This window comes from Nocardia sp. NPDC058633 (assembly GCF_042717045.1).
GTDB lineage: Bacteria > Actinomycetota > Actinomycetes > Mycobacteriales > Mycobacteriaceae > Nocardia.
The window spans coordinates 23240-43635 of record NZ_JBHXRA010000004.1 but is presented as its reverse complement, the minus strand read 5'-3'; the positions used below and the strand labels follow the sequence as shown (position 1 = coordinate 43635).

General features: G+C 66.1%; 19 protein-coding genes. 4 read left to right on the top strand and 15 right to left on the bottom strand.

The features are described 5' to 3' along the window. Nucleotides 1-12: 12 nt before the first annotated feature. Genes ACFWUR_RS06070 through ACFWUR_RS06045 form a run of 6 tightly spaced genes read right to left on the bottom strand, consistent with a single transcriptional unit; the run spans nt 13 to nt 6450 of the window. Nucleotides 13-1110, bottom strand: a complete 1098-nt coding sequence (locus ACFWUR_RS06070; RefSeq protein WP_378902641.1) for an alcohol dehydrogenase catalytic domain-containing protein — start codon at nt 1108-1110, stop codon at nt 13-15. After that, nucleotides 1107-2105, bottom strand: a complete 999-nt coding sequence (locus ACFWUR_RS06065) for a hypothetical protein (protein WP_378902638.1) — start codon at nt 2103-2105, stop codon at nt 1107-1109. The genes ACFWUR_RS06070 and ACFWUR_RS06065 overlap by 4 nt, the downstream gene beginning before the upstream one ends. 21 nt (nt 2106-2126) lie before the next feature. Further along, nucleotides 2127-3098 (bottom strand): TAXI family TRAP transporter solute-binding subunit, encoded by a 972-nt coding sequence (locus ACFWUR_RS06060; RefSeq protein ID WP_378902635.1) that lies wholly within the window; start codon nt 3096-3098, stop codon nt 2127-2129. Continuing rightward, nucleotides 3095-3919: a fumarylacetoacetate hydrolase family protein gene (locus ACFWUR_RS06055; RefSeq protein ID WP_378902632.1), complete on the bottom strand. Its 825-nt coding sequence runs from the start codon at nt 3917-3919 to the stop codon at nt 3095-3097. Before ACFWUR_RS06055 ends, ACFWUR_RS06060 begins: the two co-directional genes overlap by 4 nt. A gap of 10 nt (nt 3920-3929) precedes the next feature. Next, the gene (locus tag ACFWUR_RS06050) at nt 3930-4859 is read right to left on the bottom strand and encodes a VOC family protein (RefSeq protein WP_378902629.1); all 930 of its coding nucleotides are present in this window, start codon (nt 4857-4859) and stop codon (nt 3930-3932) included. Beyond that, nucleotides 4852-6450 (bottom strand): bifunctional 3-(3-hydroxy-phenyl)propionate/3-hydroxycinnamic acid hydroxylase, encoded by a 1599-nt coding sequence (locus ACFWUR_RS06045; protein ID WP_378902626.1) that lies wholly within the window; start codon nt 6448-6450, stop codon nt 4852-4854. The genes ACFWUR_RS06050 and ACFWUR_RS06045 overlap by 8 nt, the downstream gene beginning before the upstream one ends. A gap of 180 nt (nt 6451-6630) precedes the next feature. On the opposite strand from ACFWUR_RS06045, the gene ACFWUR_RS06040 reads away from it, so the two are divergent. Next, nucleotides 6631-7989 (top strand): DUF3533 domain-containing protein, encoded by a 1359-nt coding sequence (locus ACFWUR_RS06040; protein WP_378902623.1) that lies wholly within the window; start codon nt 6631-6633, stop codon nt 7987-7989. Nucleotides 7990-8046: 57 nt separating this feature from the next. Here the strand turns inward: ACFWUR_RS06040 and ACFWUR_RS06035 are convergent, their stop codons facing one another. Genes ACFWUR_RS06035 through ACFWUR_RS06015 form a run of 5 tightly spaced genes read right to left on the bottom strand, consistent with a single transcriptional unit; the run spans nt 8047 to nt 14000 of the window. Continuing rightward, on the bottom strand, nt 8047-8973 hold the full coding sequence (locus tag ACFWUR_RS06035) for a VOC family protein (RefSeq protein ID WP_378902620.1): 927 nt from the start codon (nt 8971-8973) through the stop codon (nt 8047-8049). 8 nt (nt 8974-8981) lie between these two features. Continuing rightward, on the bottom strand, nt 8982-9854 hold the full coding sequence (locus ACFWUR_RS06030) for a fumarylacetoacetate hydrolase family protein (protein ID WP_378902617.1): 873 nt from the start codon (nt 9852-9854) through the stop codon (nt 8982-8984). Between the two features lie 31 nt (nt 9855-9885). Beyond that, nucleotides 9886-11463 (bottom strand): bifunctional 3-(3-hydroxy-phenyl)propionate/3-hydroxycinnamic acid hydroxylase, encoded by a 1578-nt coding sequence (locus tag ACFWUR_RS06025; RefSeq protein ID WP_378902614.1) that lies wholly within the window; start codon nt 11461-11463, stop codon nt 9886-9888. A 21-nt stretch (nt 11464-11484) separates the two neighbouring features. Continuing rightward, entirely contained in the window at nt 11485-12915 is a 1431-nt protein-coding gene (locus tag ACFWUR_RS06020) for an aldehyde dehydrogenase family protein (protein WP_378902611.1), read from the bottom strand. Beyond that, nucleotides 12912-14000 (bottom strand): NAD(P)-dependent alcohol dehydrogenase, encoded by a 1089-nt coding sequence (locus ACFWUR_RS06015; RefSeq protein WP_378902608.1) that lies wholly within the window; start codon nt 13998-14000, stop codon nt 12912-12914. The genes ACFWUR_RS06020 and ACFWUR_RS06015 overlap by 4 nt, the downstream gene beginning before the upstream one ends. 225 nt (nt 14001-14225) lie before the next feature. On the opposite strand from ACFWUR_RS06015, the gene ACFWUR_RS06010 reads away from it, so the two are divergent. The 3 genes from ACFWUR_RS06010 to ACFWUR_RS06000 all read left to right on the top strand — a co-directional run bounded on the left by ACFWUR_RS06010 (nt 14226) and on the right by ACFWUR_RS06000 (nt 16094). Beyond that, on the top strand, nt 14226-14564 hold the full coding sequence (locus ACFWUR_RS06010) for a MarR family winged helix-turn-helix transcriptional regulator (RefSeq protein WP_378902605.1): 339 nt from the start codon (nt 14226-14228) through the stop codon (nt 14562-14564). Between the two features lie 52 nt (nt 14565-14616). Continuing rightward, nucleotides 14617-15405: an IclR family transcriptional regulator gene (locus ACFWUR_RS06005; RefSeq protein ID WP_378902602.1), complete on the top strand. Its 789-nt coding sequence runs from the start codon at nt 14617-14619 to the stop codon at nt 15403-15405. 152 nt (nt 15406-15557) lie between these two features. Beyond that, on the top strand, nt 15558-16094 hold the full coding sequence (locus tag ACFWUR_RS06000; RefSeq protein ID WP_378902599.1) for a pyridoxamine 5'-phosphate oxidase family protein: 537 nt from the start codon (nt 15558-15560) through the stop codon (nt 16092-16094). 89 nt (nt 16095-16183) lie between these two features. On the opposite strand, the gene ACFWUR_RS05995 is transcribed toward ACFWUR_RS06000, so the two are convergent. The 4 genes from ACFWUR_RS05995 to ACFWUR_RS05980 all read right to left on the bottom strand — a co-directional run bounded on the left by ACFWUR_RS05995 (nt 16184) and on the right by ACFWUR_RS05980 (nt 20391). Continuing rightward, entirely contained in the window at nt 16184-16978 is a 795-nt protein-coding gene (locus ACFWUR_RS05995) for an antibiotic biosynthesis monooxygenase (RefSeq protein ID WP_378902596.1), read from the bottom strand. Nucleotides 16979-17097: 119 nt separating this feature from the next. Then, complete coding sequence (locus ACFWUR_RS05990; RefSeq protein ID WP_378902593.1) at nt 17098-18072, bottom strand: RNA polymerase sigma factor; 975 nt, start codon at nt 18070-18072, stop codon at nt 17098-17100. Nucleotides 18073-18143: 71 nt separating this feature from the next. Continuing rightward, the gene (locus ACFWUR_RS05985; protein ID WP_378902590.1) at nt 18144-19406 is read right to left on the bottom strand and encodes a dihydrolipoamide acetyltransferase family protein; all 1263 of its coding nucleotides are present in this window, start codon (nt 19404-19406) and stop codon (nt 18144-18146) included. Continuing rightward, a complete protein-coding gene (locus ACFWUR_RS05980; protein ID WP_378902587.1) occupies nt 19399-20391 on the bottom strand; it encodes an alpha-ketoacid dehydrogenase subunit beta in 993 nt (330 codons plus the stop codon). Before ACFWUR_RS05980 ends, ACFWUR_RS05985 begins: the two co-directional genes overlap by 8 nt. Between the last annotated feature and the right edge of the window lie 5 nt (nt 20392-20396).

Genomic DNA, 20396 nt, shown 5'->3' with positions numbered 1-20396 from the left:
CCGGTGGGGTGTTCAGGGGTTGACCACGGTCATCCACATCGGCTCCTTGCGGTTCACCATCGCCTCGACCGCGGTATCGGCATCGGCGAGGGGGAATCGCTGGGTGATCAGTTCGTCCACGTTCAGCGCGCCCGATCCGAGCAGGGCGAGGACCTGTTCGGCGTCGGACCTGGTGCAGGCGCGAGTGCCGACGAAACGCCAGCAGTTCACCATCAAGGCCAGCGGCGGCAGCGACAACGGCGTGGTGTTGCCGCCCATATGCGCGATGGTGCCGCCGGTGCGCAGGGCAGCCATCGCCTGGCTGGTGGCCGCACCGGCCGGGATGTAGTCGGCGACGGCGTGGACGCCGGCCGGGGCCAGCTCGCGCAGCCGGCGGGTGAGACCGCCGGTGCTCTCCCAGTCGGTCGGCAACTCGTCCAGTGCGATGGTGTCGACCGCCACGTTGCCGGCCAGCGGGGTGACCGCGGCGAGCCGTTCGGCGGAGCGGCCGACCAGCAGCAACCGGGCGATGCCGAAGTGCTCGGCCAGTTTGATCGTCGCGGTGCCCATCGTCCCGGTGGCGGCGGTGGTGACCACCGTCGAGCCGAGCGGCAGCTGGGTGCATTTCAAGATCCGTACGACATTCGCCAGGTCGTGTACCTTGGCGGCGACGTCGAAGCTGACGTTGCCCGGGAGCTGGTCGATCAGCCAGTGCGGTACCCGGATGTATTCGGCGAGGCCACCGTCGTGGTAGCGCTCGTAGAGCGGCATCGGCATCGTGCCGAAGCCCGCGTGCCCGATCATCGCCTGCTGGAGGCACATCATGTCGCGGTCGGTGCGGCAGTAGTCGCAGTTGCGGCAGTTGAGGTTGGGGTGCACCCTTACCCGATCGCCGACTGCCAGATCGGTGACCTGCTCGCCCACCGCGGCTACTGTGCCTGCGGCTTCGTGCCCGAGTGTCGTCGGAAGGTGTTTGAAGGCACCCATTTTCAGCAGCGCGATCATGCCGGGTGCCAGCCCGGCGGAGACGACCTTGACCACGACGTCGAGTGGTCCTGGCTGCGGAATCGGGATCTGTTCGAGGGTCAGGGTGTGCGCGCCTTCGGTGGCGCGGGCGGCGAGCATGGTCATCGCGAGCTTCTTTCCCCGGCGAGGGCATCGAGGTATTCGGGTGTGCAGGGCTGTGCGGTGCGTGAGGTCTCGGCAACCTGGGGCAGTTCGCGATGGGAGAGCACGCTGAGGTAGGCGCCGTCCTCATGGCCGACGCTGGTGTGGGCGATGCCGAGCGGGATCCGGACGAAGTCGCCCGGACCGAGTTCGACGATCCCGCGCTGGGTCACCAGCGTGCGCGAGCCACGGACCTGGTACTGGATCTCGTCGGCGTCCAGGGTCCGGGTGTAGCGCCGCACATCTGCCGGCTCAGCCGTGAATGTTTCTGTGCCCAAACTGAATTGGTCGACCGCGTAGAGCGGATTCGAACCCGGGCCGACAGCGAATACCGAGATCCGGTCGGATTCGTCGGTGACACGGTCGAGCAGTTCGTGCTCGTCGATGCCGAACACGGTGATGTCGTGGCCCGGTGATCCCATGCACTGTGTGACGGCCTCGTTGAGCTGTCCCGGCTGCCATCCGGGAAACGGCGGTAGCGCTGCCGATGATGTGCGCACCGCAGTACCTGTTTCGGTGACCGGCGCCGGAATGTAGAACAGCAGATGGCTTTCGGTGCGCCCGTAGTTGTCGTGCGCGACACCGCGCGGAATGCGGGAGAACTCGCCCGGCCGGTGTTCGATGGTGCCGAGTTCGGTCATCAGGGTGCGTTCGCCGTCGATCTGGTAGGAGATCTCGTCGACGTCGCAATTGCGGTGATAGAAGGGCTGGCGATTGTCCATCGTCTGCCATTCGATGCGGATCTGGTCGTTCTCGTAGACCCCGCGCGGTGGGGCGAACGGCTGTGCCTGGTACTGCTGGGGGAAGTGGACCACCGTCAGTGGCGGATGATCGCGCCACAGCTTCATCGGCATCTTGCCCGGGTGTGGTGGGGAGAGCAGATGCCGTTCGTCGCGGCGGATGCTGCGCAGCGGCACCCCGGACGTCATGGTCACGATGTCTTCGATGACAACACTCATTGCGGAGACCTCTTTGTCTCGTCAGGAAACGAATTCGGCGGCAGGCAGTGTCTGGTAGTAGGCCGCAGCGCCGGGGTGCAGCGGAATCGGGGTGATGCCCATGGTCGGCGGGTCGAGCGGGTAGGTGACGGGACTGCGTTCGGGCGGCAGGTGCTGGTATTGAGCCTCCAGGAGGTGTCGGGTCTCCCCGAGAATCCAGGCGACGGCATAGGCCAGGTCGTCGGCCATGTCCGCGCGGGCCACGACCAGGAAATCGGAGAAGTCCAGCGTTTGGAACGCGCTGCGGCCGGGGAAGAATTCGTCGGTCACCGTGGCGGCGGGCCACCCGAAGTCCCGGTCGAAGGAGGCGAGGACCTCGGGTTCGACTTCGAGGAAGCGGTAGTCGGCGCCGAACCGCTGCCAGTGCGGCAGCATGACGGCCTCGTGCACGATGGCGTTGGCGCGGCCGGCGAGGACGTGGTCGAGCGACTCGAAGGGCCGTTCGTCGCCGAGGAACTGTCCACCCCAGCCCTCGACATCGACGCCTGACCGTGCGAGCAACTCGTGGGCGGCCAGGCCGACGGCGTTGACCCCGTCGTCGACCGAAGTCGCCACCCGCAGTACCGGTTTCAGCTCGCGTAGCTCGGCGAACGTGCTGACCCCGAGATCGGCGTGTACGGCGAAGACCAGCCGATCACGTTGGGGCACAACGCCGAGCGCGCGCAGATCGGGATAGTGCTCGTCACGGTAGGTGCCGCGACCGTCGAGCGCGACCGCGGTGAACGCGGCGGGAGTGGTCAGTGCGATATCGACTTCACCGCGCCCCACCGCGCGCACGTTGTCGGAGAATCCGCGGCCGTTCCAGATGCCGACTCGCGTATGTGAGCCTGCCCGGTCGGTGAGTTCCTGCGAGATCCAGCCACACACCCGGTGCAGATTGGCGGTGCCCCAATCACCTTGCAGTTGCAGTCGCAGCGATCGGTCGATGCGGGGTTCGGCGGGCCGAGGGCTCATGCCGCGATCACCTCGCCGCGCACCAGGTTGCGGACCACTCCGACGCCATCGATCTCGACACTGACCTGGTCACCATCACGCAGGAACAGCTGTGGGTCACGGCGATAGCCGACGCCACCGGGGGTGCCGGTCAAGATGACGTCACCGGGGGCGAGGGTGGTGAAGGTCGAGATCTCGGCGATCAACCGGGGGATGGAGAAGATCAGCATCGACAAGTCCGATTCCTGGACCTTCTCGCCGTTGAGTACGGTCCGGATACCCGCCGTCGACAGGTCGACCTCGGCCGGCGTCACCAGTGACGGGCCGAGCGGCGTACTCGCCTGCCAAGCCTTTCCCTGCATCCACTGGTGGGTCTTGTACTGGAAGTCACGCATGGTGATGTCGTTGGCCGTGCTGTAGCCGAGAATATGTTCGCCCGCGTCGGCTTCGGCGATGCGGCGGCCGGGCCTGCCGATGATGACGGCCAGTTCACCTTCGTAATCCACCTGGGTCGACTCCGGCGGCAACACGATGTCGTCGTAGGCACCGATGAGACTGTCGGCGAACTTGGGGAACAGCACCGGATAGGTCGGCAGCTCGCGTTTGGTCTCGGTGACGTGCTCGCGATAGTTCAACCCGACACAGAACACCTTCGACGGGTTGGGCACCACCGGCAGCAGCCGCACCGCATCGATCTCGACTCGGCCGCTGGGATCACGTGCGGCGTCGGCCAACGCTTGCGAGGTGGTCCCGGCACCGATCTCGGTGAGACCGTCCAGCGGGACCAGGTCCGAACCCCGCACTTCGCCGACGCGGCGCACGCCGCGATGTTCGTAGGTCATGTACGCCATGTCAGTGCCCTTCGCTCGTCTTGCGCCAGGAGGCGAGCTGGCCGCCCCACAGGTTCACGGAATTGGGAATCGGCTTCCATCGACGCGGCACATAGGTCACGCGGTCGTCGTGGAACTTCTCCATCTCGGCGGACAGTTCGATGTGGTTGCCCGCCGGGTCGTCGAAGAAGACGAAAAGGTTGTTGCCCGGGCCGTGGCGCCCGGGACCCCAGGTGACATCGACGTTCTCGTCGGTCAGCCGGTCACACCAGGCCTTGAAATCCTCCCATTCGGCCAGGTCGAAGGAGTAGTGGTCGATGTCGCCGCCCATACCGACGTTGACCACGGCCAGGGTGTGGTGGTCGCGGTCGCTGCGCAGCCACGCGAATCGGCCGTCCTCGAGCTGATCGGAGATGCGGAATCCGACGGTGTCGACGAAGAACTCCACCATCGGCACCACGTCGTCGGTGGCCACGGTGATGTGCTGATATTTGATCGGTCGGCGACCGGTGTCGGCGGCATTCTCGCCCTCGCGTGCCACGGCGGTGTGGAAGTGGACGGGTGTGCCGTGCGGGTCGGTGGTCACGATGCCGGTGGCGGTGCCGAGTCCGGCGTCGAGATGGGCCGGGTCCAGTGGCGAGACGGAGTGACCGGCGGCGGTCAGCCGTTTCGCGATGCCCTCGACACCGTCGAGGTCGCGGACCTCGAAACCGTAGTGGTGCAGCCCCTTCTCGCCTTCGAGGAGATCGATGACGTGATGCCCGGTGCCCCAGCCCAGGCGCAGTCCGCCCTCGGGCAGCTGCTCGTGCACCTGCAATCCGAGCACCCGGCCGTAGAACGCGGCAGACGCCGCGACGTCGGGTACGCGGAATCCGATGTGGGACACGGCAGTACGGGTCAGGGTGCCTGCTGCCGCGCGTTCCCGCAAGACGATCCGCTGTGGTTTATCCATGGCTCAAAGCCCTTTCTGTCCAGGTCGAGATGGCGGTCACCGTGTCGGTGGTCCGGTCGGGGCACCAGGCGGCCGCGACCACCCGGTCCGGGCGGAGAAGCATGAATTGCCCGGCATAAGGTTCGAATTCGCGGGCGGCGGCCCCGTCGACGTCGATCAGGACCCGACGTCGAGTACGTGGGAGGTACTCCCCCAGTGCGAGCAGCGCCGTGGTCGTTCCGAGTTGCCGGACGACCGGCTCGGTTGCCTCCCAAGCCTGCTCGTCGACATCGACGCCGATCAACGCCCAATCCATGCCCAGCACGTCGTCGAGCCGGGCGACGCTGTGGTGAGCGGTGTCGAAGACCAGCGGCTGCCCCAGTGCGACTCCGACACCGTCGTGTCTGTCGGCATCGAGAACCAATCCTTCAGTGAAGCGCTGGGCAGGTCGGTACCGCATCTGCTCGAGGTAGGCGCGACCCTCCTCGGTGCCCAATGCTCGCTCGATCACTGCGTCGCGGCGCTCGGCCAGTCGCGCCGAGGTGGTCATCACGACACGCCCAAGGCGTTCCGACATCCGGACCGTGGACTGCGCATGGGCGGCGCGTTCACGCTGATAGCTGGTCAGCACCGACGGGGCGAGTCGGCCGGCGAGGACGTCGGCGATCTTCCAGGTCAGGTTCGCGGCGTCCCGAATGCCGGAGTTGAGTCCCTGGCCGGCGAAGGGCGGCATCATGTGCGCCGCGTCGCCGAGCAGGAAGGAACGCCCCAACATCCACTCGTCGGCGACGACCGCGTTGAACCGGTAATTCACCGCACGTTCGATCTGCGTCGGCGTCAGGTCACGATAGGGCGCGACCAGTGCGCGGATCAGCTCGAACGACGGTGCATGATCGGGCGTGCCCTCACCGTCGAAGAGCCGGAACTCATACCGGCAGCGGCCGTCGAGCCCGGGCACGATGACATGCGGGCGGGCCGGATCGCTGTGATGCATGGCGAAGCGTTCGGTGTGCGGATCGTCGAGGGTGTCGACGACCAACCACACATCGGGGTAACTGCGTCCGGTCATCTCGATACCCTGGCCGAGCCGGGTCACCGATCGACCTCCGTCACAGCCGAGGACGTAGGCAGCGTCGAGGGCCACCGGACCGCTGTCGGTGTGCGCGTGGACTCGCACGGAGTCGGCCGATTGTCCGAACCCGGTCACTTCGACACCGAACCGCAGTGCCACATTCGGCATCTGCCCCAGCGCTTTGACCAGCACCCGCTCGAGATCTGGCTGTGCGAAGGGGTTCTTGAACGGATACCCCAGTCGGAACGGCCGCGGTCCACGCGCCTGGAACAGCGGCGCGCCGTGACGGTCGTAGTAGCGAGTGCCCGTGCCCGGCACCACGATCGGCAGCACTTCGTCGACGATGCCCGCGCGCTGATACACCCGCAGCGATTCGTCGTCGATACTGATGGCCTTGGGCTCGTCGCTGGTCGAGTGATTCTGTTCGACCACGACCACGTCGACACCCCGTGCGGCGAGCAGGGCCGCGGCTGTGAGACCGACCGGCCCGGCACCGCAGATCACCACCTCGGTTTCGTCTGGCGACTTCACCGGCGCCATCACCTCACCTTCTCCCGCTGTCGGTACGAACTCGATAGCCCAACCCTGACACGGTGTCCTGCATTACAAAAGTGCTGTCCTGTATACCAGGACACTCCTGGTGAGCGTCCGCATGCACATGAGCACGCTCACACTAACAATATTACTCTAGCTCTATACATATAGGGTTAGAGTTAAATAATGTCCCGAATTCCCCTCGGCCACGAACCGCCGCCGATGCCGGTGCTGAGCTACTTCCGGCATCCCAAGAACTGGCTGATTCCCAGCGTCGTCCTGACCGCTGCCCTGTTCGTGATCACCGTGATCTTCACCGGTAGCGTCGCGGACCCGGCGGCCGATCTGCGCCACGCCCCGATCGGCGTGGTCACCTCGGACAAGGGAGACATCGGTGACCGTGTGATGGCCGGCATCGTGGACCGGCCACAGCAGCCGAGCGAGGCGGTGAGCTGGCAGCGATTCGACACCGTCGAAGCAGCCACCGCGGCGATCGCGGTCAACGAGCTGTTCGCGGCGATCGTCCTTCCCGAGGACTACACCGCCAAGCTCGGCTCACTGCTCGGTCCGGACCCACAACGACCCGAGATCACGGTGTTGACCAATCCCGGTGCGGGCACCATGGCCGCCGAGATCGGCAACCAGATCGCCGAAGCGGCGGCGCGCGGCGGATCGGCGGCGGCCGCCGGACAGCTGCTCGCGCACGCGCCGGGTGCGATCAGCCCCGCCAACGCTGTGCTGCTCGCCGACCCGGTCACCGTCGTCCATCATCAGGCATTACCCTTCGGCGACCGCACCGGCAACGGCATGACCGCTTTCTTCTACGCGCTGCTGCTGATGATGGTCGGCTTCTTGGGCGCCAATGTGGTCAACGGTCTCGTCGATGCCGAACTGGGTTTCGGACCGACCGAGATCGGACCCAAGCGGCGCATGTTGGCGCCGCGCCGGATCACCCGCCTCGGCACCTACGTGACCAAATGCCTCACCTTGGCGATCGCCTCGGTACCCGCGGCCACCGCGATCCTGGCCGCGAGCGTGTTCGTGCTCGATCTGGACCTGCCGCACTGCGGCGTGCTGTGGCTGTTCAGTCTGCTCGCGATCAACGCGATCGGGGCGGGCACGCTCGCGGTGGTCACCCTGTTGGGCCCGATCGGCATCGTGGTGAGCATGGTGTTCTTCATCGGCTGGTCGATTCCGGTGTCGGGCGGGGCGATTCCGCAACAGGCCATGCCGCCCTTCTGGCGCTTCCTCGGTTCGTTCGAGCCGATGCGAGCCGTCGCCGACGGCGTCCGCGCCATCATCTACTTCGACGCGCATGCCGACGCGGGCCTTGACCGCGCACTCGTACTGCTGGTGATCGGTCTGTTCGCCGGGCTCGCGCTCGGTCTGCTGGGCAACCTGTTCTACGACCGGCGCGGTCTGCACCGAATTCATCCGAAGGCCATCGCGCACATTCAGGAGTTTCTGCACCGCGTGCCCCAGCACAAGGATCCGACCGCACCCGAGGCGTCGGGCAGCCAACCGGCCACAACACCCGTCTCCTGACTCACGTCGCCGAGCCCTCTGCCGAAGGGCTCGGCGACGTGTATCAGCGGGCGGATGTCACCCTCGGGTGGAGTGCGAGCCGGTCATCAGTGCGGCCAGGTCGTCGGGTTTCAGGAACGACGGCGGGGGCGGCGGCCCCCAGGCGTACAGCCCCTGCAGGCCTTCCAGTACCGCGGGGCTCCAGAGCTCGTCTTCGGGCACCGTGTCCATATCGGAGTAGTACTCGGAGAAGTTGCCCGCGGGATCCTTGAGGTACCAGAAGAAGTTGGCGCCGGCGAAATGGCGGCCCAGACCCCAGATATGACGTTCGGGATGACCTTCGAGCATCGCCTGCGCACCCCGACCGACCTCGTCGACGTCGTCGACCTGCCAACTGGTGTGATGCATGAAATTGACCGGCGCGGCCAGCACCAGCACATTGTGGTGCTCGACCGAGCAACGCAAGAAGGCGGCCTTGTCGCCCATGTAGTCGCTGACCTGGAAACCCAAGCCCTCGACGAAAAAGCGCATGGTGGCGGCAAGGTCGGTACTGCCGAGCACCGCGTGTCCGAGCTTGCGTGGCCGGACCGGTTCGGTGCGCGACAGAAACGGTGCACGGCCCCACCGGTCGATGCGGCCGGGGCCGTTGTACGGCGTCGGCGCTACGGCCGGCTCGGTGACGATGCGCGGTCGCACCAATACCCGCACCACGGTGCCGGTGACCGGTTCGACGGCACGCACCGACAGCGGATTGCTGTCGCTCGACACCCCGATCGCCGCGAGCCGGGCGGCCACCGAGGCGATGTCGTCGCTGTCGTCGGCGGCGACGGTGAGGTCGAGGAGCTTACGTAACGGTGCGTGCACCACCTGAAGTTGTTCACCGCCGTCGCGGGTGGCGAATCGCCCCTCACCGAGGTGGTCGAGCCCGAAATCGGTGTAGTAGCCGATGGTTTCGGCCGGGTTGGGAACCCCGATGATGACCTTGCCCAGTCCGTGCAGTGCCATGTCGGCCCCTACCGCGTCGCGACGAAGGTCTGCTGCAACGTGCCGATGCCTTCGATCCAGGAATCGAGACGTTCGCCGGGCCGCAGAAACCGTTTCGGCTCCCGGCCGACACCGACTCCGGCCGGCGTGCCGGTGAAGATCACGTCGCCGGGGAACAACGTGACCGTCTGCGACAGGGCGGCGATCAGGGACGGGACCGGGAAGATGAGGTCCCTGGTGCGGCCCTTCTGCACTTCTTCGCCGTCGACGGAGCACCCGAGCTCGAGGTCGTCGGGATCGGCGAACTCATCCGGTGTCACCAGCCACGGGCCCTGCGGCGAGAACCCTGGAAAGGACTTGGCGAGCCCGAACTGCGGTGCGGGCCCACGTAATTGGGAAACGCGTTCCGAGATGTCCTGGCCTACGGTCAAGCCCGCCACTCCGGCCCATACCTGTGCAGCCTCGACGCACCGCAATGTCTGCCCGATCACCACCACGAGTTCGACCTCCCAGTCCACATTTCCCGCTGCGGGGATGGTCACCGTGGTGTCGGGGCCGCTGAAACTGGAAACGTATTTGGTGAAGACCGGCGGAAGATGTTCGGGCGCATCGAATCCCGATTCCGCCGCATGGGCCCGGTAGTTCAGCCCGACCGCGAAGACCTGCCGCGGAACGGGCGAGGGTGCGCCCAGCTCGGAGCGGTCGAGGGCGACATAGTGCCGCTCGACCTCGTCGGATGGCAGCTCGGCCACCCATTCCCGCACTGTGCCCCACTCGGCGTACAGCTCGGCGAAGTCCCCACCGAATCGGCCCGCCGAAGCCGTGGCGATGTCGACGGCACGCTCTTGTCCTGGTTCGCCAGCCACGATGACCGCGCGGCCCTGCAGGTTCGCAATTCGCATGACAGTTGTTCTCCTCTGTGATGTGGGTGCGTCAGGAGACGCTGGTCGTCAGGCAGGCGAGATAGTCGGCCGCCAGGGTCGCGGCGCCGTCGATGGTCTCGGCCGTGCCGAACACGTAGTGGTCGGGCCTTATCAGCACGGCGGCAACGGAATTGGCAGTCAGCCATGCCGTCCAGGCTCCGTTGTGATCACGCAGGTCGGGGTTGCCGCTGTCAGCCAGCGACAGCGCCGTCACCTCGGCCTCGGTCAGCGACGCGAGCAGCGACTCGTCGAGCAGGCCGGCGGCCGGTCGTTGCGCGGCGAGGATCAGCAGCGCCCCGTACCCGGTGGTGCCATCCAGCAGGACGGCGGTGCCGTCGGCTTCGACGGGCAATTGCGGACTCATCGTCCCCGACAATTCCCCGCTCGCCCGTACCGCTCCGGACCCGAGCACGGGGCGGGCGGTGACGGGCAATACCACTGCGGGGTCGGCGTTTCCGGCGATCATGCGGGCGTCGCGACGTGCCGCCTCTTCCGGATCGAGCACGCAGATCACCTTTCCCAGCTCCACCGACATCGCGACCGCGTGCTGCAGGTGCACGCTGCGCTCGCTGGTATAGGTGTCGAGCAGATCCGGCGACGACACCCCGCGCAGGACTCGATCCAGCTTCCAGGCCAGATTTGCCGCGTCGCGCAGCCCCGAGCACATCCCTTGGCCGGCGAACGGTGGCATCTGATGGGCCGCGTCGCCGGCGATCATCATGCGCCCGACCCGCCAGCGGTCGGCCCAGCGGGCGGCGAAGGTGTAGATCGCGTGCCGTTCCAGTCGAGTATTCGCCGGGGTTCTCCCCCACGACGACAACAACTCCCAGGCCCGTTCGACGGTGCCGAGCTCGGCGGGGTCCTCACCGGGTAGCCGCATGAATTCCCAGCGGCGCCGACCCGGCCCACCGGAAACGATCGTGGTCGGGCGGGTGGGATCGCACAGTTGCCAGTTCTGCGGCGACCAGACGATGTCGTCGGTCGGGATCGTGTCGATGATCAGCCAGTCGAAGAAGAAGCCCTGATCGTGCATCGTCGCGCCCATCCGTTGGCGTACGAGGCTGTTGGCTCCGTCGCAGCCGATGACATAGCGGGCGGTCATGGTCCGGTCGACGGTCGAGGCGGGCGCGGCATGCACGGTGTCGGCCACGCCGACCACCACGTGGCCGAGCTGCTCGTCGACGGTGCGGACCTCGGTTCCCCGGATCAGCGTGACGGTGGGCATCGCCTCGACGGCGTTGGCCAACACCTGTTCGAGTTGGGGCTGCGAGAAGAAGTTGGCCGTGGGCCACCCGTTGGGTCCGGTGCCCGACCAGTCGATGCGCAGCAAGGCCTGACCGGCTGCGTTACGCCATTCGTAATGGTCGGGCACCGGGTCGGAAATGGCCCGGATCTGCCGGGCCAGCTCCATCGATCCGAATGCCCGGCCGATCTCGTCGTCGAAGTGCACGGCGCGTGGCAGCGGATACGGTTGCGGCCAGCGCTCTACGACGACCACATCATGGCCGCGGAGCCCGAGCATGCGCGCGGTGGCCAGCCCGACCGGTCCCGCGCCGACGATCACCACGTCGTGATCTGGATTGCGCATTTTTCCTCGCTTGAATGATTCTCAGTTGCCCTGGTGGACAAGGTGTTTGATCTCTTGGAACTCCTCGATCGCACGGCGGCCGTTGAGCCTGCCCACACCGCTGTGCTTGAAGCCGCCTTCCTCCATCTGGTCGTGGACGACACCCCAGGTATTGGTCCACACGGTGCCCGCGTCGATCCGGCGTCCGACCCGCAGGGGGCGGTCGACATCCCGCGTCCAGATCGAGGCGGCCAGCCCGTATTGGGTGGCGTTCGCGCGCTCGATCGCGTCGAGTTCGGTATCGAAGATCTCGAAAGTCGCTACGGGGCCGAAGATCTCGTCCTGCACCACCGGCGAAGTCACGTCGACTACTTCGATCAGGGCGGGGCGAAGGAAGGCGCTCGCTCCGGTCGGCTCGACCAGTCCGCCACGGACCAGCACCTTCGCGTATCCGGCGGCCTCGTCGACCAGCCGGTCCACGCGCTCGGCGGCGGCCCGGTCGACCAGCGGACCCATGTCGGTCTCGGGATCGGTGCCGGGACCGACTCTCACCAGGGTCAACGCCTCGGCCATCAACTCACGCAGTTCGTCGGCGATCCCGCGCTGCGCCAGAATTCGGCTACCGGCCATACAGAATTGGCCGCTGAAGGTGGTGATCGCGGCGGTCAGCGTCGGCACGACCACTGCGAGGTCGGCGTCGTCGAACACGATCATCGGCGACTTGCCACCGAGTTCGAGGGAGACCGGTTTGAGGCCGGGCGCCGCGGCGGCCATGATGGCGCGCCCCACCACGGTGGAGCCGGTGTAGCTGATCACATCGGAGTTCGGGTCCGAAACCAGTACCGGCGCACCGGTATTGCCCGACTCGGTGAACGCGTTGACGACACCGGGCGGCAGCGCCTCGGCGATGAGTTCGTAGAACAGCCCGTTGGTCAGTGCCGTCTGCGCGGGCATCTTCATCGCCACGGTGCACCCCGCGGCCAGCGCGGGCGCGAACGAGCGCACCGCCAGGATGATCGGCGAATTCCACGGCACGATCACCGCGGCGACACCGATGGGCTGGGGCAGTGCCATCGAATACATCCCCGGCGCCAGCTGCACGGCCCTGCCGCTGTCGGTCAGGGCGAGGGCGGCGTTGTAGCGCAGCTTGGGGATGGTGGCGTCGACCTCCATGGCGGCATCGGCGAGCTTCTTCCCGTTCTCCCGCGACAGCAGCTCGACGAGTTCGTCGCGGCGAAGCGTCATCGCGTCGGCGAGCGCGAACAGCGCCGTCGCCCGGGCGTGCCGGTCCTGCGACCACGTCGTGGTGTCGAATACCCGCCGGGCGGCGTCGATCGCCGCCCGGGCGGTGACCGCACCCGCGTCGGCGAAGGTGCCCAACGCCCGGCCGGTGGCCGGGTCGAGGCTGGTGCCGACGGCGTGGCCGTCGCGCCATTGGCCGTCGATGAGGTTGCGGGCGTGTGGGAGTGTCATGGGGCCTCGAATCGGATGACGGGTTTGACGGTGATACCGGAGCGCGTGTCCTCGACAGCGCGTTGCAGTTCGGTCGGTGGGTAGAAGCGCACGAGCCGATCCAGCGGCAGCCGTCCGCCCCGATACAGCGCGATCAGTGCCGGGATGAAGGTGATCCGATCGCTGCCGCCCTCGGTGACACCGAGCAGGGTCCGGCCGTCGATCATGGCGTTGACGTCGACAGCGATGCGAGTTCCCGCCGCGGGCGCGCCGATGATGGCGACAGTGCCGCCCGCCCGGATCTGTTCGAGCGCTCCTTCGAGCAAGCTCGCGACCCCGGTTGTCTCGATGATGAAGTCGAAGTCGCGCAGTTCACCCGCGTCCGTCGTCGTCGCGGTGGCGCCGAGCTCGCGCGCCAGGCCGAGCCGCACGGGAATCCGGTCCACGGCCACGATCTCGCTCGCACCGCACAGCCGCGCGGCCATCACCGCCGACAGGCCGACCGCCCCGGCCCCGACTACAGCGACACGCGACCCCGGCTGCGGGCGAAGGAGATTGAGCACTGCGCCCGCACCCGTTTGGATTCCGCATCCGATCGGGGCGAGCATCGCCAGTTCGTTGTCGTCCTCGACGACCACCGGCACGACACTGTGCTGTGCCGCCACCGCGTACTGCGCCAGCGACGACTGACCGAAGAACAATCCGCCGATCGGCTGCCCCGACCGATCCCGCAGCGGCGTCGTCCCATCAGGCCTGCGGGCTCCGAAATTGAGCGGAAAGTAGGTGGGGCACTGAGTGGGACGCCCGGTCCGACAGCGCGCGCACGCGCCGCAGGATGCGAACGACAACACCACACGGTCACCGACCGCCGCGGTGGTGACACCAGCGCCCACCGCTTCGACCACACCGGCGCCTTCGTGTCCGAGAACGGCGGGCAGTGGCGTCGGCAACCGGCCTGCGAGGACCGAGAGATCGGTGTGGCAGACCCCGGCGGCGACCAGGCGGACCAGCACCTCGCCCGGGCCGGGGTCGTCGAGGATGACGTTCTCCCAGGAGAAGTTGTCCGCGGCCGCACGGGCCACAGCGGCGAGGGAATCGATCGGCATAACCGCCACGCTACGATTGTGTCCTGCATTACAAAAGCACCATCCTGTAATCCAGGACACACAGCATCCCAAGAAGATCTACCGCTAGAGCTAAACTGAGGCGTGCCTCCCACCGACCACGGCGACCTGCCGGCCGAGATCACCCGAACCAGTTGGACGCTGCATCGAGCGCTCCGACAGAGCCAGGGAACGCCCCGTGGCGAGAATCCACGACCGTTAGCCCAGGTGGAGGTCCTCAAACTCGTCGACAGCCGCCCAGGCATCACCGTCCGCGAGATCGCCGAGGCGCTGCGCATGCAGCCCAACAATGTCAGCACGCTGGTCTCGCACCTGACCAAGGACGGATTTCTCGACCGGCGCGCCGACCCGACCGACGGCCGGGTGATCCAACTCCATCCCACCGCCAAGATGCGCGCCGCGAGCACAGAACTCGCCGACCGCCTCGACGCCGGAGTTTCCGACGCGTTGGCGACGCTGAGCGAGCAGTCCCGGGCCCGCATCGCGGCGGCCCTGCCGGATCTGCGCGCGCTGGCCGAAGTGCTCGGCGCACAGAATCCTATATAACAGCACATGCATCCTGCTTTACAGGACCTCAGCTGGTGATTAGCGTGTGCGTATGACCGAACGGAACGCCGCGCCGAGCACCTACCGGGAACGCAACTCCACAGCCGATCGCGCCCTCGACATCCTGCTGTTGTTCTCCGCCGACAAGCCGGTGTGGACCGGCACCGAGGTCGCCGCCGGGCTCGGTGTCGCCCGCTCGACCGGCTACCGATACCTGCAGAGCCTGTCCAGCAACGGGTTCATCGAGGAGACTCCGGGCGGATTTCGACTGGGGCCCCGGATATTTCAACTCGCGCGCCTCGCCCGTGTCGGCCTCGGACTTTCCGAGGCCGCCCTGCCGGTGATGCGAACGCTGGCCGCGCACGTCGACGAAACGGTGCTGCTGACCCGCCGCTCCGGCCGCTCGGTGGTCTGCCTCGATCTCGTCGAAGCCAAGCACGCTGTTCGGCTGTCCTACGAGCGCGGCCAGGTGCTGCCGATCAACGCGGGCGCGGCAGCCGAAGTCCTACTGGCCTGGGCCGACCCCGACGAGGTCACCTCGATACTGGAACATGCCCCGCTCGAACGGTTCACCCCCAAGACCCTCACCGATCCCGTTGCGCTGCGCACGCGGTTGTCTCGTATCCGCAAAGCCGGAATCGCGGTGTCGCAGGGCGAACTCGACCCCCACATCCTCGGCGTGGCCGGACCGGTACGAAATGCCGCGGGTTCGGTCTGCGCCGCTGTCAGCGTCGCCGCCCTCGCCCCCCGGGTCCCCCGCAGTCGGCTGCGCGATGTGGAGACCGCGGTGAAGAGCGCGGCTGCAGAGATCTCACGCCAGCTCGAACTTCGCGACTCCTGAATATCAGGAACTACGTACCGATATCCAGGAAGTGATTTCTACGATAGGCGCATCAGTCAGCCCATCGAAGAGGAGACCTGGATGATTGCGTTGCACGAATTCGACCACGGGGGCCGGCTGTCCTGTCCCGACGCGGCGGGAGTTCTCGTCGTATGAAAGCCGGACCGACCCTCGAACAGATCCGGGACTCGATCGCCGAGCTGCTGCGCACGGAGGAGCTCACCACCCTGGCCACGATCGACACCGACGGATTCCCCTCGGCCGCGGCCATGCACATCGCCGGTGACGGGCTCATCGCCTACATTCACACCTTTCAATACAACAATAAGCACGCCTCCTTGCAGGCCGATCCGAATGTCAGCTACGTCGTGAACGACTTGCCCGACGACAGGTACGCGGGGCGCCGCCTGACCCGCTCGGTGCAAATGCAGGGCCACGCGACATTGGTGACCGATGCCGACGAGATCCAGCATGCCGTGCGATTGAGCTTCGCCCAGTTCCCCTGGCTCGCCGACACGTCGATGTACAACAACATCAACTGCCCGACCAGGGCCAACAGGTCTTTTACCGCATCACACCGACCAAAGCGCTGTGGGCCGATCATCAGGTCCGCATGCTGTGGCGCGTTCTCCTCGAATTCAGCGAAGACGGACGCGAGATCACCGGCTCGCAGGATTACAACGCGGTAATGCGCCGCGCGCGTTGACATTCGACGCATCCGAAGGGCGGCCAACTCGGCACGCGACCGATGTGCCCCGTTGGCCGCCCATCACAGATGTCAGGACACGCAGACTCCGGCTACGGCCACAGGTTTCATCGCCTGGCGAGTGCAGGTGCACCCCGCCGGATAGCCACCTGTCACCTCGGCGAACCCAGGATCCTGCACCGCCTCGAGCAGAGCGGCGGCAGACTCCCACACCGCCAGATTGATCAACACAGTGCTGTCGCGGGTGCCGCGGTAGAGGTCGGCACGGAGCAGCCCAGCGCGCTGGCGCATGAACTGCGTGGTCTCGCGCCACGCGGCGATGGCGGTGTCAACGCCGTCTTCCGGGGTGACAACGATATCGAGCAGCGTGAACGGCCCCGTGGTTGCCTCGAGTTGCGATTCGAACGTTGCTTCCGCACAGAGTTCGAAGAAATCGATCGTCGGCTCACCGGCGGCAGCGAATTCGGTCGCCGCATCGAACGAATACCCCCACGGCGCACCCGCACAGACTCCCGACACGGCAACCGGCCGAACCAGCTGCGGATACGAGGCGGACCCACTCGGATATTCCGGAAGAAGCTGCTGGAATTCCTTACTACCGAAGGCATGTCGGAGGTGTTCCGCCGATTCCCACACCGCGACATTCGTCAGCACTCGACTCCCACCGGTACCCCGATAGAGTTGCGCGGAAACAAACCCGGAGTGCGCCTTCATTACGTCCGAATCCCTGCGCCACACATCGATCATCGCATCGACGCCGTCGGGTGGCGCGACAAACGTATTGACAATCATCACCGGCTGACCCCCTTCTTCGGCGAGTTGCCCCATGAATGGGGTTCGGGGGTCAAGGTCGTTCAGCGTGATCATAGAAGTCGTCGGTTCTCGAAAGAGATGCGGCGACGGTGCGCACACCCGATGGACAAATCTCCGTATGTGTCCCGAGTTCCGGTAACAACGTCCTGCAGCACAGGACTTCACCGAAGAGTTCAGTCGAGGTAACCGAGCAGCGGATACGAACGTGCCGGATGACACAGTTTCGACATCGTCTTCGCCTCGATCTGCCGAATCCGTTCACCCGTCAGACCGAACACGTGCCCGACCTCGTGCAGAGTTCGCGCATTACCGTCGTTCAGCCCGAATCGCATTCTGATGACGGCGGCCTCTCGCTCGGTCAGAGAATCAAGTATCGACATCACCTGCCGCCGCATGAGAGCGAACGACGCGGCCTCGACCGCGACAACACCTTCGGAGTCCTCCACCAGATCGCCCAGACGCGCGTCGCCGTCGTCACCGACGGATTGGTCCAACGAGATCGGCTCGACCGCCAATCTCCGGAGTTCGTCGACTTTGGCAGACTCGATACCCATCACCGCAGCGACTTCTTGTGCCGTCGGCGCGCGACCCAGTTCCACGACAAGAGCGCGTTGCACGCTACCGACGCGGTTGATCGCTTCTACTCCGTGCACCGGGATGCGGATCATGCGAGCTTGGTCGGCAATCGCACGGCTGATGGCCTGGCGTATCCACCACGTCGCGTACGTCGAGAGCTTGAAGCCCTTCTTGTAGTCGAACTTCTCGATCGCACGGACGAGACCGAGGTTTCCTTCCTGCACAAGGTCGAGGAAGTCGAGGCCACGCCCGCTGTACTTCTTGGCGATCGAAACAACCAGCCGTAAGTTCGCCTCGAGTAGGTGAGCTTTGGCCTTGCGACCGTCTCGGGCGATCCACATCAGGTCTCGTCGCCGGCCGGCACTGCGACGCTCCACGCCGTCTGAAATCTCCTGCAACTTCGCGGCAGCGATCAACCCGGCTTCCACCCGGATCGCCAGATCCACTTCTTGCTCGGCGGTCAGCAATGCCACACGGCCGATCTGGCGCAGGTACCAGCGTGTCGAGTCGACCTCGGCGCTGCTGTCGACTCGCACACCACTCGGTGCGATCGCTCTCGAACTTGTTGGCATCGTTAACCTCTCGAGGCAGGAGCGGCGTCGCGACGCGGGATCGCGGAGAGTCCGTGGATTGACTGCGGCAGTCAGGTGACGATCCGCAGTGGGTTTTCGATCAGTGCCGCGAGGGTCGCCATGAACTGCGCCGCGACCGCGCCGTCTATGGCTCGATGGTCTGCCGACAGGGTCACCCGAAGGATCTTGCGGGCAACCACTTCGTCGTTCTCGAGGCGCAATTCGTCGGCGGCCGCCCCGACTGCGAGGATGGCGGACTCCGGTGCGTTGATGACCGCGGTGAATTGCTCGATGCCGAACATCCCGAGGTTGGAGACCGTGAAGGTGCCCCCCGTCATCTCTTCCGCGCGAAGCTTGCGGTCGCGGGCGCGGACCGCCTGGACACGACTCTCGACGGCGATCTCGGACACACGCTTGCGGTCCGCGTCACGGATGACCGGAACGAGCAGCCCCGCCGGCGTCGCGACGGCGATGCCGATGTGGACACCTTTGTGCCGCAGCAGCTTGTCCCCCGCATAACTGACGTTGACCGAGCTGTCCACGCGCAGGGCGACAGCCACCGCCTTGACGAGCAAGTCGTTCACACTGACCTTGCTGTCACCCGCCGCGTCCTGCACCGCGTTGATCCGCGCACGGAAGGCGAACAACTCGGTCACGTCGATCGCACTGGTCAGGTAGAAGTGCGGAGCCTGCTGCTTGCTCTCGGTGAGCCTGGCCGCGGAGACGCGCTGAACAACGCTCAGCGCGACCTCGTCGAACAGCCCTGACGCCGGAAGCTCCTGCACAGCAGCTGCTTTCACGTCAGCAGGGGCCGGGACGGCAGTGGGCGCGGCAGCGTTGTGGGCAGCCTCCACGTCGCGCTTGGTCACCCGCCCACCCGGGCCGGTCCCCACAACAGCGTCCATGTCGACCCGCAACTCGCGCGCGATCTTGCGAGCGAGCGGCGAAGACTTGACGACATCGGTCCGGGTCGAAACAGGAGCACTGCCTGAAATACACTGTGGCGCAGCACCGACGACCGCCGATCCTTCGTCTGACGACGCATCGTTCGATGGGGTCGCCATGGCGGAGTGTCCAGCGGAATGTCCGCTCGTGCCGGTGCCATCCCCGACGATTGCGATCGGCTCGCCGATCGGTACCCGTGCGCCGGGCTCGGCGAGAATCTTTTCCAGGACGCCGTCGTCATAGGCCTCGAGTTCCATCAGGGCCTTGTCGGTCTCGATTTCGGCGACGATCTCGCCACGGGTGATCTGGTCGCCCACGCTTTTGAGCCAAGCCGCGACGACGCCGTCTTCCATGGTGTCCGACAAACGGGGCATGATGATGTCAGGCATTGCGTGTGTCCTTACCGACGGCGGCGAGGGTTTCCTTCACCGCGGTGTAGAGCGATTCCGAGGACGGCAGGGCGAGCTTCTCCAGCGGTTTGGCATATGGCAGCGGGACTTCCGCCATCGCGACGCGGCGAACCGGTGCGTCGAGATAGTCGAACGCGCCGTCGGAGATCGATGCCGCGATTTCCGCGCCGATACCGTAGGTGAGCCAGTCGTCCTCACCGATGACCGCGCAGCCGGTCTTGCGCACGGAGGCGATAATGGTGTCTCGGTCCAGCGGACGCAGACTCCGCAAGTCGATCACCTCGACCGAAATTCCTTCACCGGCAAGCTGTTCGGCGACCTGGGTGGCGACGGTGGCCATGCGGGAGTAGCCGATCAGGGTGATGTCCGTGCCTTCCCGAGTGACCGCGGCTTTGCCGATTCGGGCTGGCGGAAGGTCATCCGGCACTTCACCTTTGGTGTTGTAGAGCGACAGGTTCTCCAGGAACAGCACCGGATCGTCGTCGGAGATCGCGGCCTCGAGCAGTGCTCGCGCGTCGGCGGGCGTGCTCGGCGCCACGACTTTCAGGCCGGGCACGAACGCGTAGTACAGCTCGATATTCTGCGAATGCGTCGCCCCGAGTTGCTGGCCGCCGCCACCGGGCGTCCGGATGACGATGGGCACGCTGGTCTGACCGCCGAACATGCCGTAGATCTTCGCGGCGTGGTTGACGATCTGGTCCAGTGCCAGCAGCGAGAAGTTGATCGTCATGATCTCCACGACCGGGCGCAAACCGAGCATCGCGGCACCGATCGCCGCACCGACGAAACCCTCCTCGGCGATAGGAGTGTCGCGTACCCGTTTCTCGCCGAACTCCTCGAGCAGACCCGCGGTGATCTTGTAGGAGCCTTCGAAGACGCCGATCTCCTCACCGATCAAGAAGACGTCGTCGTTGCGTCGCATCTCTTCGCGCAGGGTTTCGCGCAGCGCTTCGCGATAGGTCATGACAG

Coding starts and splice junctions, on each gene's coding strand:
- ACFWUR_RS06070 (WP_378902641.1), bottom strand. CDS start 1,110: ATGACCATGCTCGCCGCCCGCGCCACCGAAGGCGCGCACACCCTGACC.
- ACFWUR_RS06065 (WP_378902638.1), bottom strand. CDS start 2,105: ATGAGTGTTGTCATCGAAGACATCGTGACCATGACGTCCGGGGTGCCG.
- ACFWUR_RS06060 (WP_378902635.1), bottom strand. CDS start 3,098: ATGAGCCCTCGGCCCGCCGAACCCCGCATCGACCGATCGCTGCGACTG.
- ACFWUR_RS06055 (WP_378902632.1), bottom strand. CDS start 3,919: ATGACCTACGAACATCGCGGCGTGCGCCGCGTCGGCGAAGTGCGGGGT.
- ACFWUR_RS06050 (WP_378902629.1), bottom strand. CDS start 4,859: ATGGATAAACCACAGCGGATCGTCTTGCGGGAACGCGCGGCAGCAGGC.
- ACFWUR_RS06045 (WP_378902626.1), bottom strand. CDS start 6,450: ATGGCGCCGGTGAAGTCGCCAGACGAAACCGAGGTGGTGATCTGCGGT.
- ACFWUR_RS06040 (WP_378902623.1), top strand. CDS start 6,631: ATGTCCCGAATTCCCCTCGGCCACGAACCGCCGCCGATGCCGGTGCTG.
- ACFWUR_RS06035 (WP_378902620.1), bottom strand. CDS start 8,973: ATGGCACTGCACGGACTGGGCAAGGTCATCATCGGGGTTCCCAACCCG.
- ACFWUR_RS06030 (WP_378902617.1), bottom strand. CDS start 9,854: ATGCGAATTGCGAACCTGCAGGGCCGCGCGGTCATCGTGGCTGGCGAA.
- ACFWUR_RS06025 (WP_378902614.1), bottom strand. CDS start 11,463: ATGCGCAATCCAGATCACGACGTGGTGATCGTCGGCGCGGGACCGGTC.
- ACFWUR_RS06020 (WP_378902611.1), bottom strand. CDS start 12,915: ATGACACTCCCACACGCCCGCAACCTCATCGACGGCCAATGGCGCGAC.
- ACFWUR_RS06015 (WP_378902608.1), bottom strand. CDS start 14,000: ATGCCGATCGATTCCCTCGCCGCTGTGGCCCGTGCGGCCGCGGACAAC.
- ACFWUR_RS06005 (WP_378902602.1), top strand. CDS start 14,617: ATGACCGAACGGAACGCCGCGCCGAGCACCTACCGGGAACGCAACTCC.
- ACFWUR_RS06000 (WP_378902599.1), top strand. CDS start 15,558: ATGAAAGCCGGACCGACCCTCGAACAGATCCGGGACTCGATCGCCGAG.
- ACFWUR_RS05995 (WP_378902596.1), bottom strand. CDS start 16,978: ATGATCACGCTGAACGACCTTGACCCCCGAACCCCATTCATGGGGCAA.
- ACFWUR_RS05990 (WP_378902593.1), bottom strand. CDS start 18,072: ATGCCAACAAGTTCGAGAGCGATCGCACCGAGTGGTGTGCGAGTCGAC.
- ACFWUR_RS05985 (WP_378902590.1), bottom strand. CDS start 19,406: ATGCCTGACATCATCATGCCCCGTTTGTCGGACACCATGGAAGACGGC.
- ACFWUR_RS05980 (WP_378902587.1), bottom strand. CDS start 20,391: ATGACCTATCGCGAAGCGCTGCGCGAAACCCTGCGCGAAGAGATGCGA.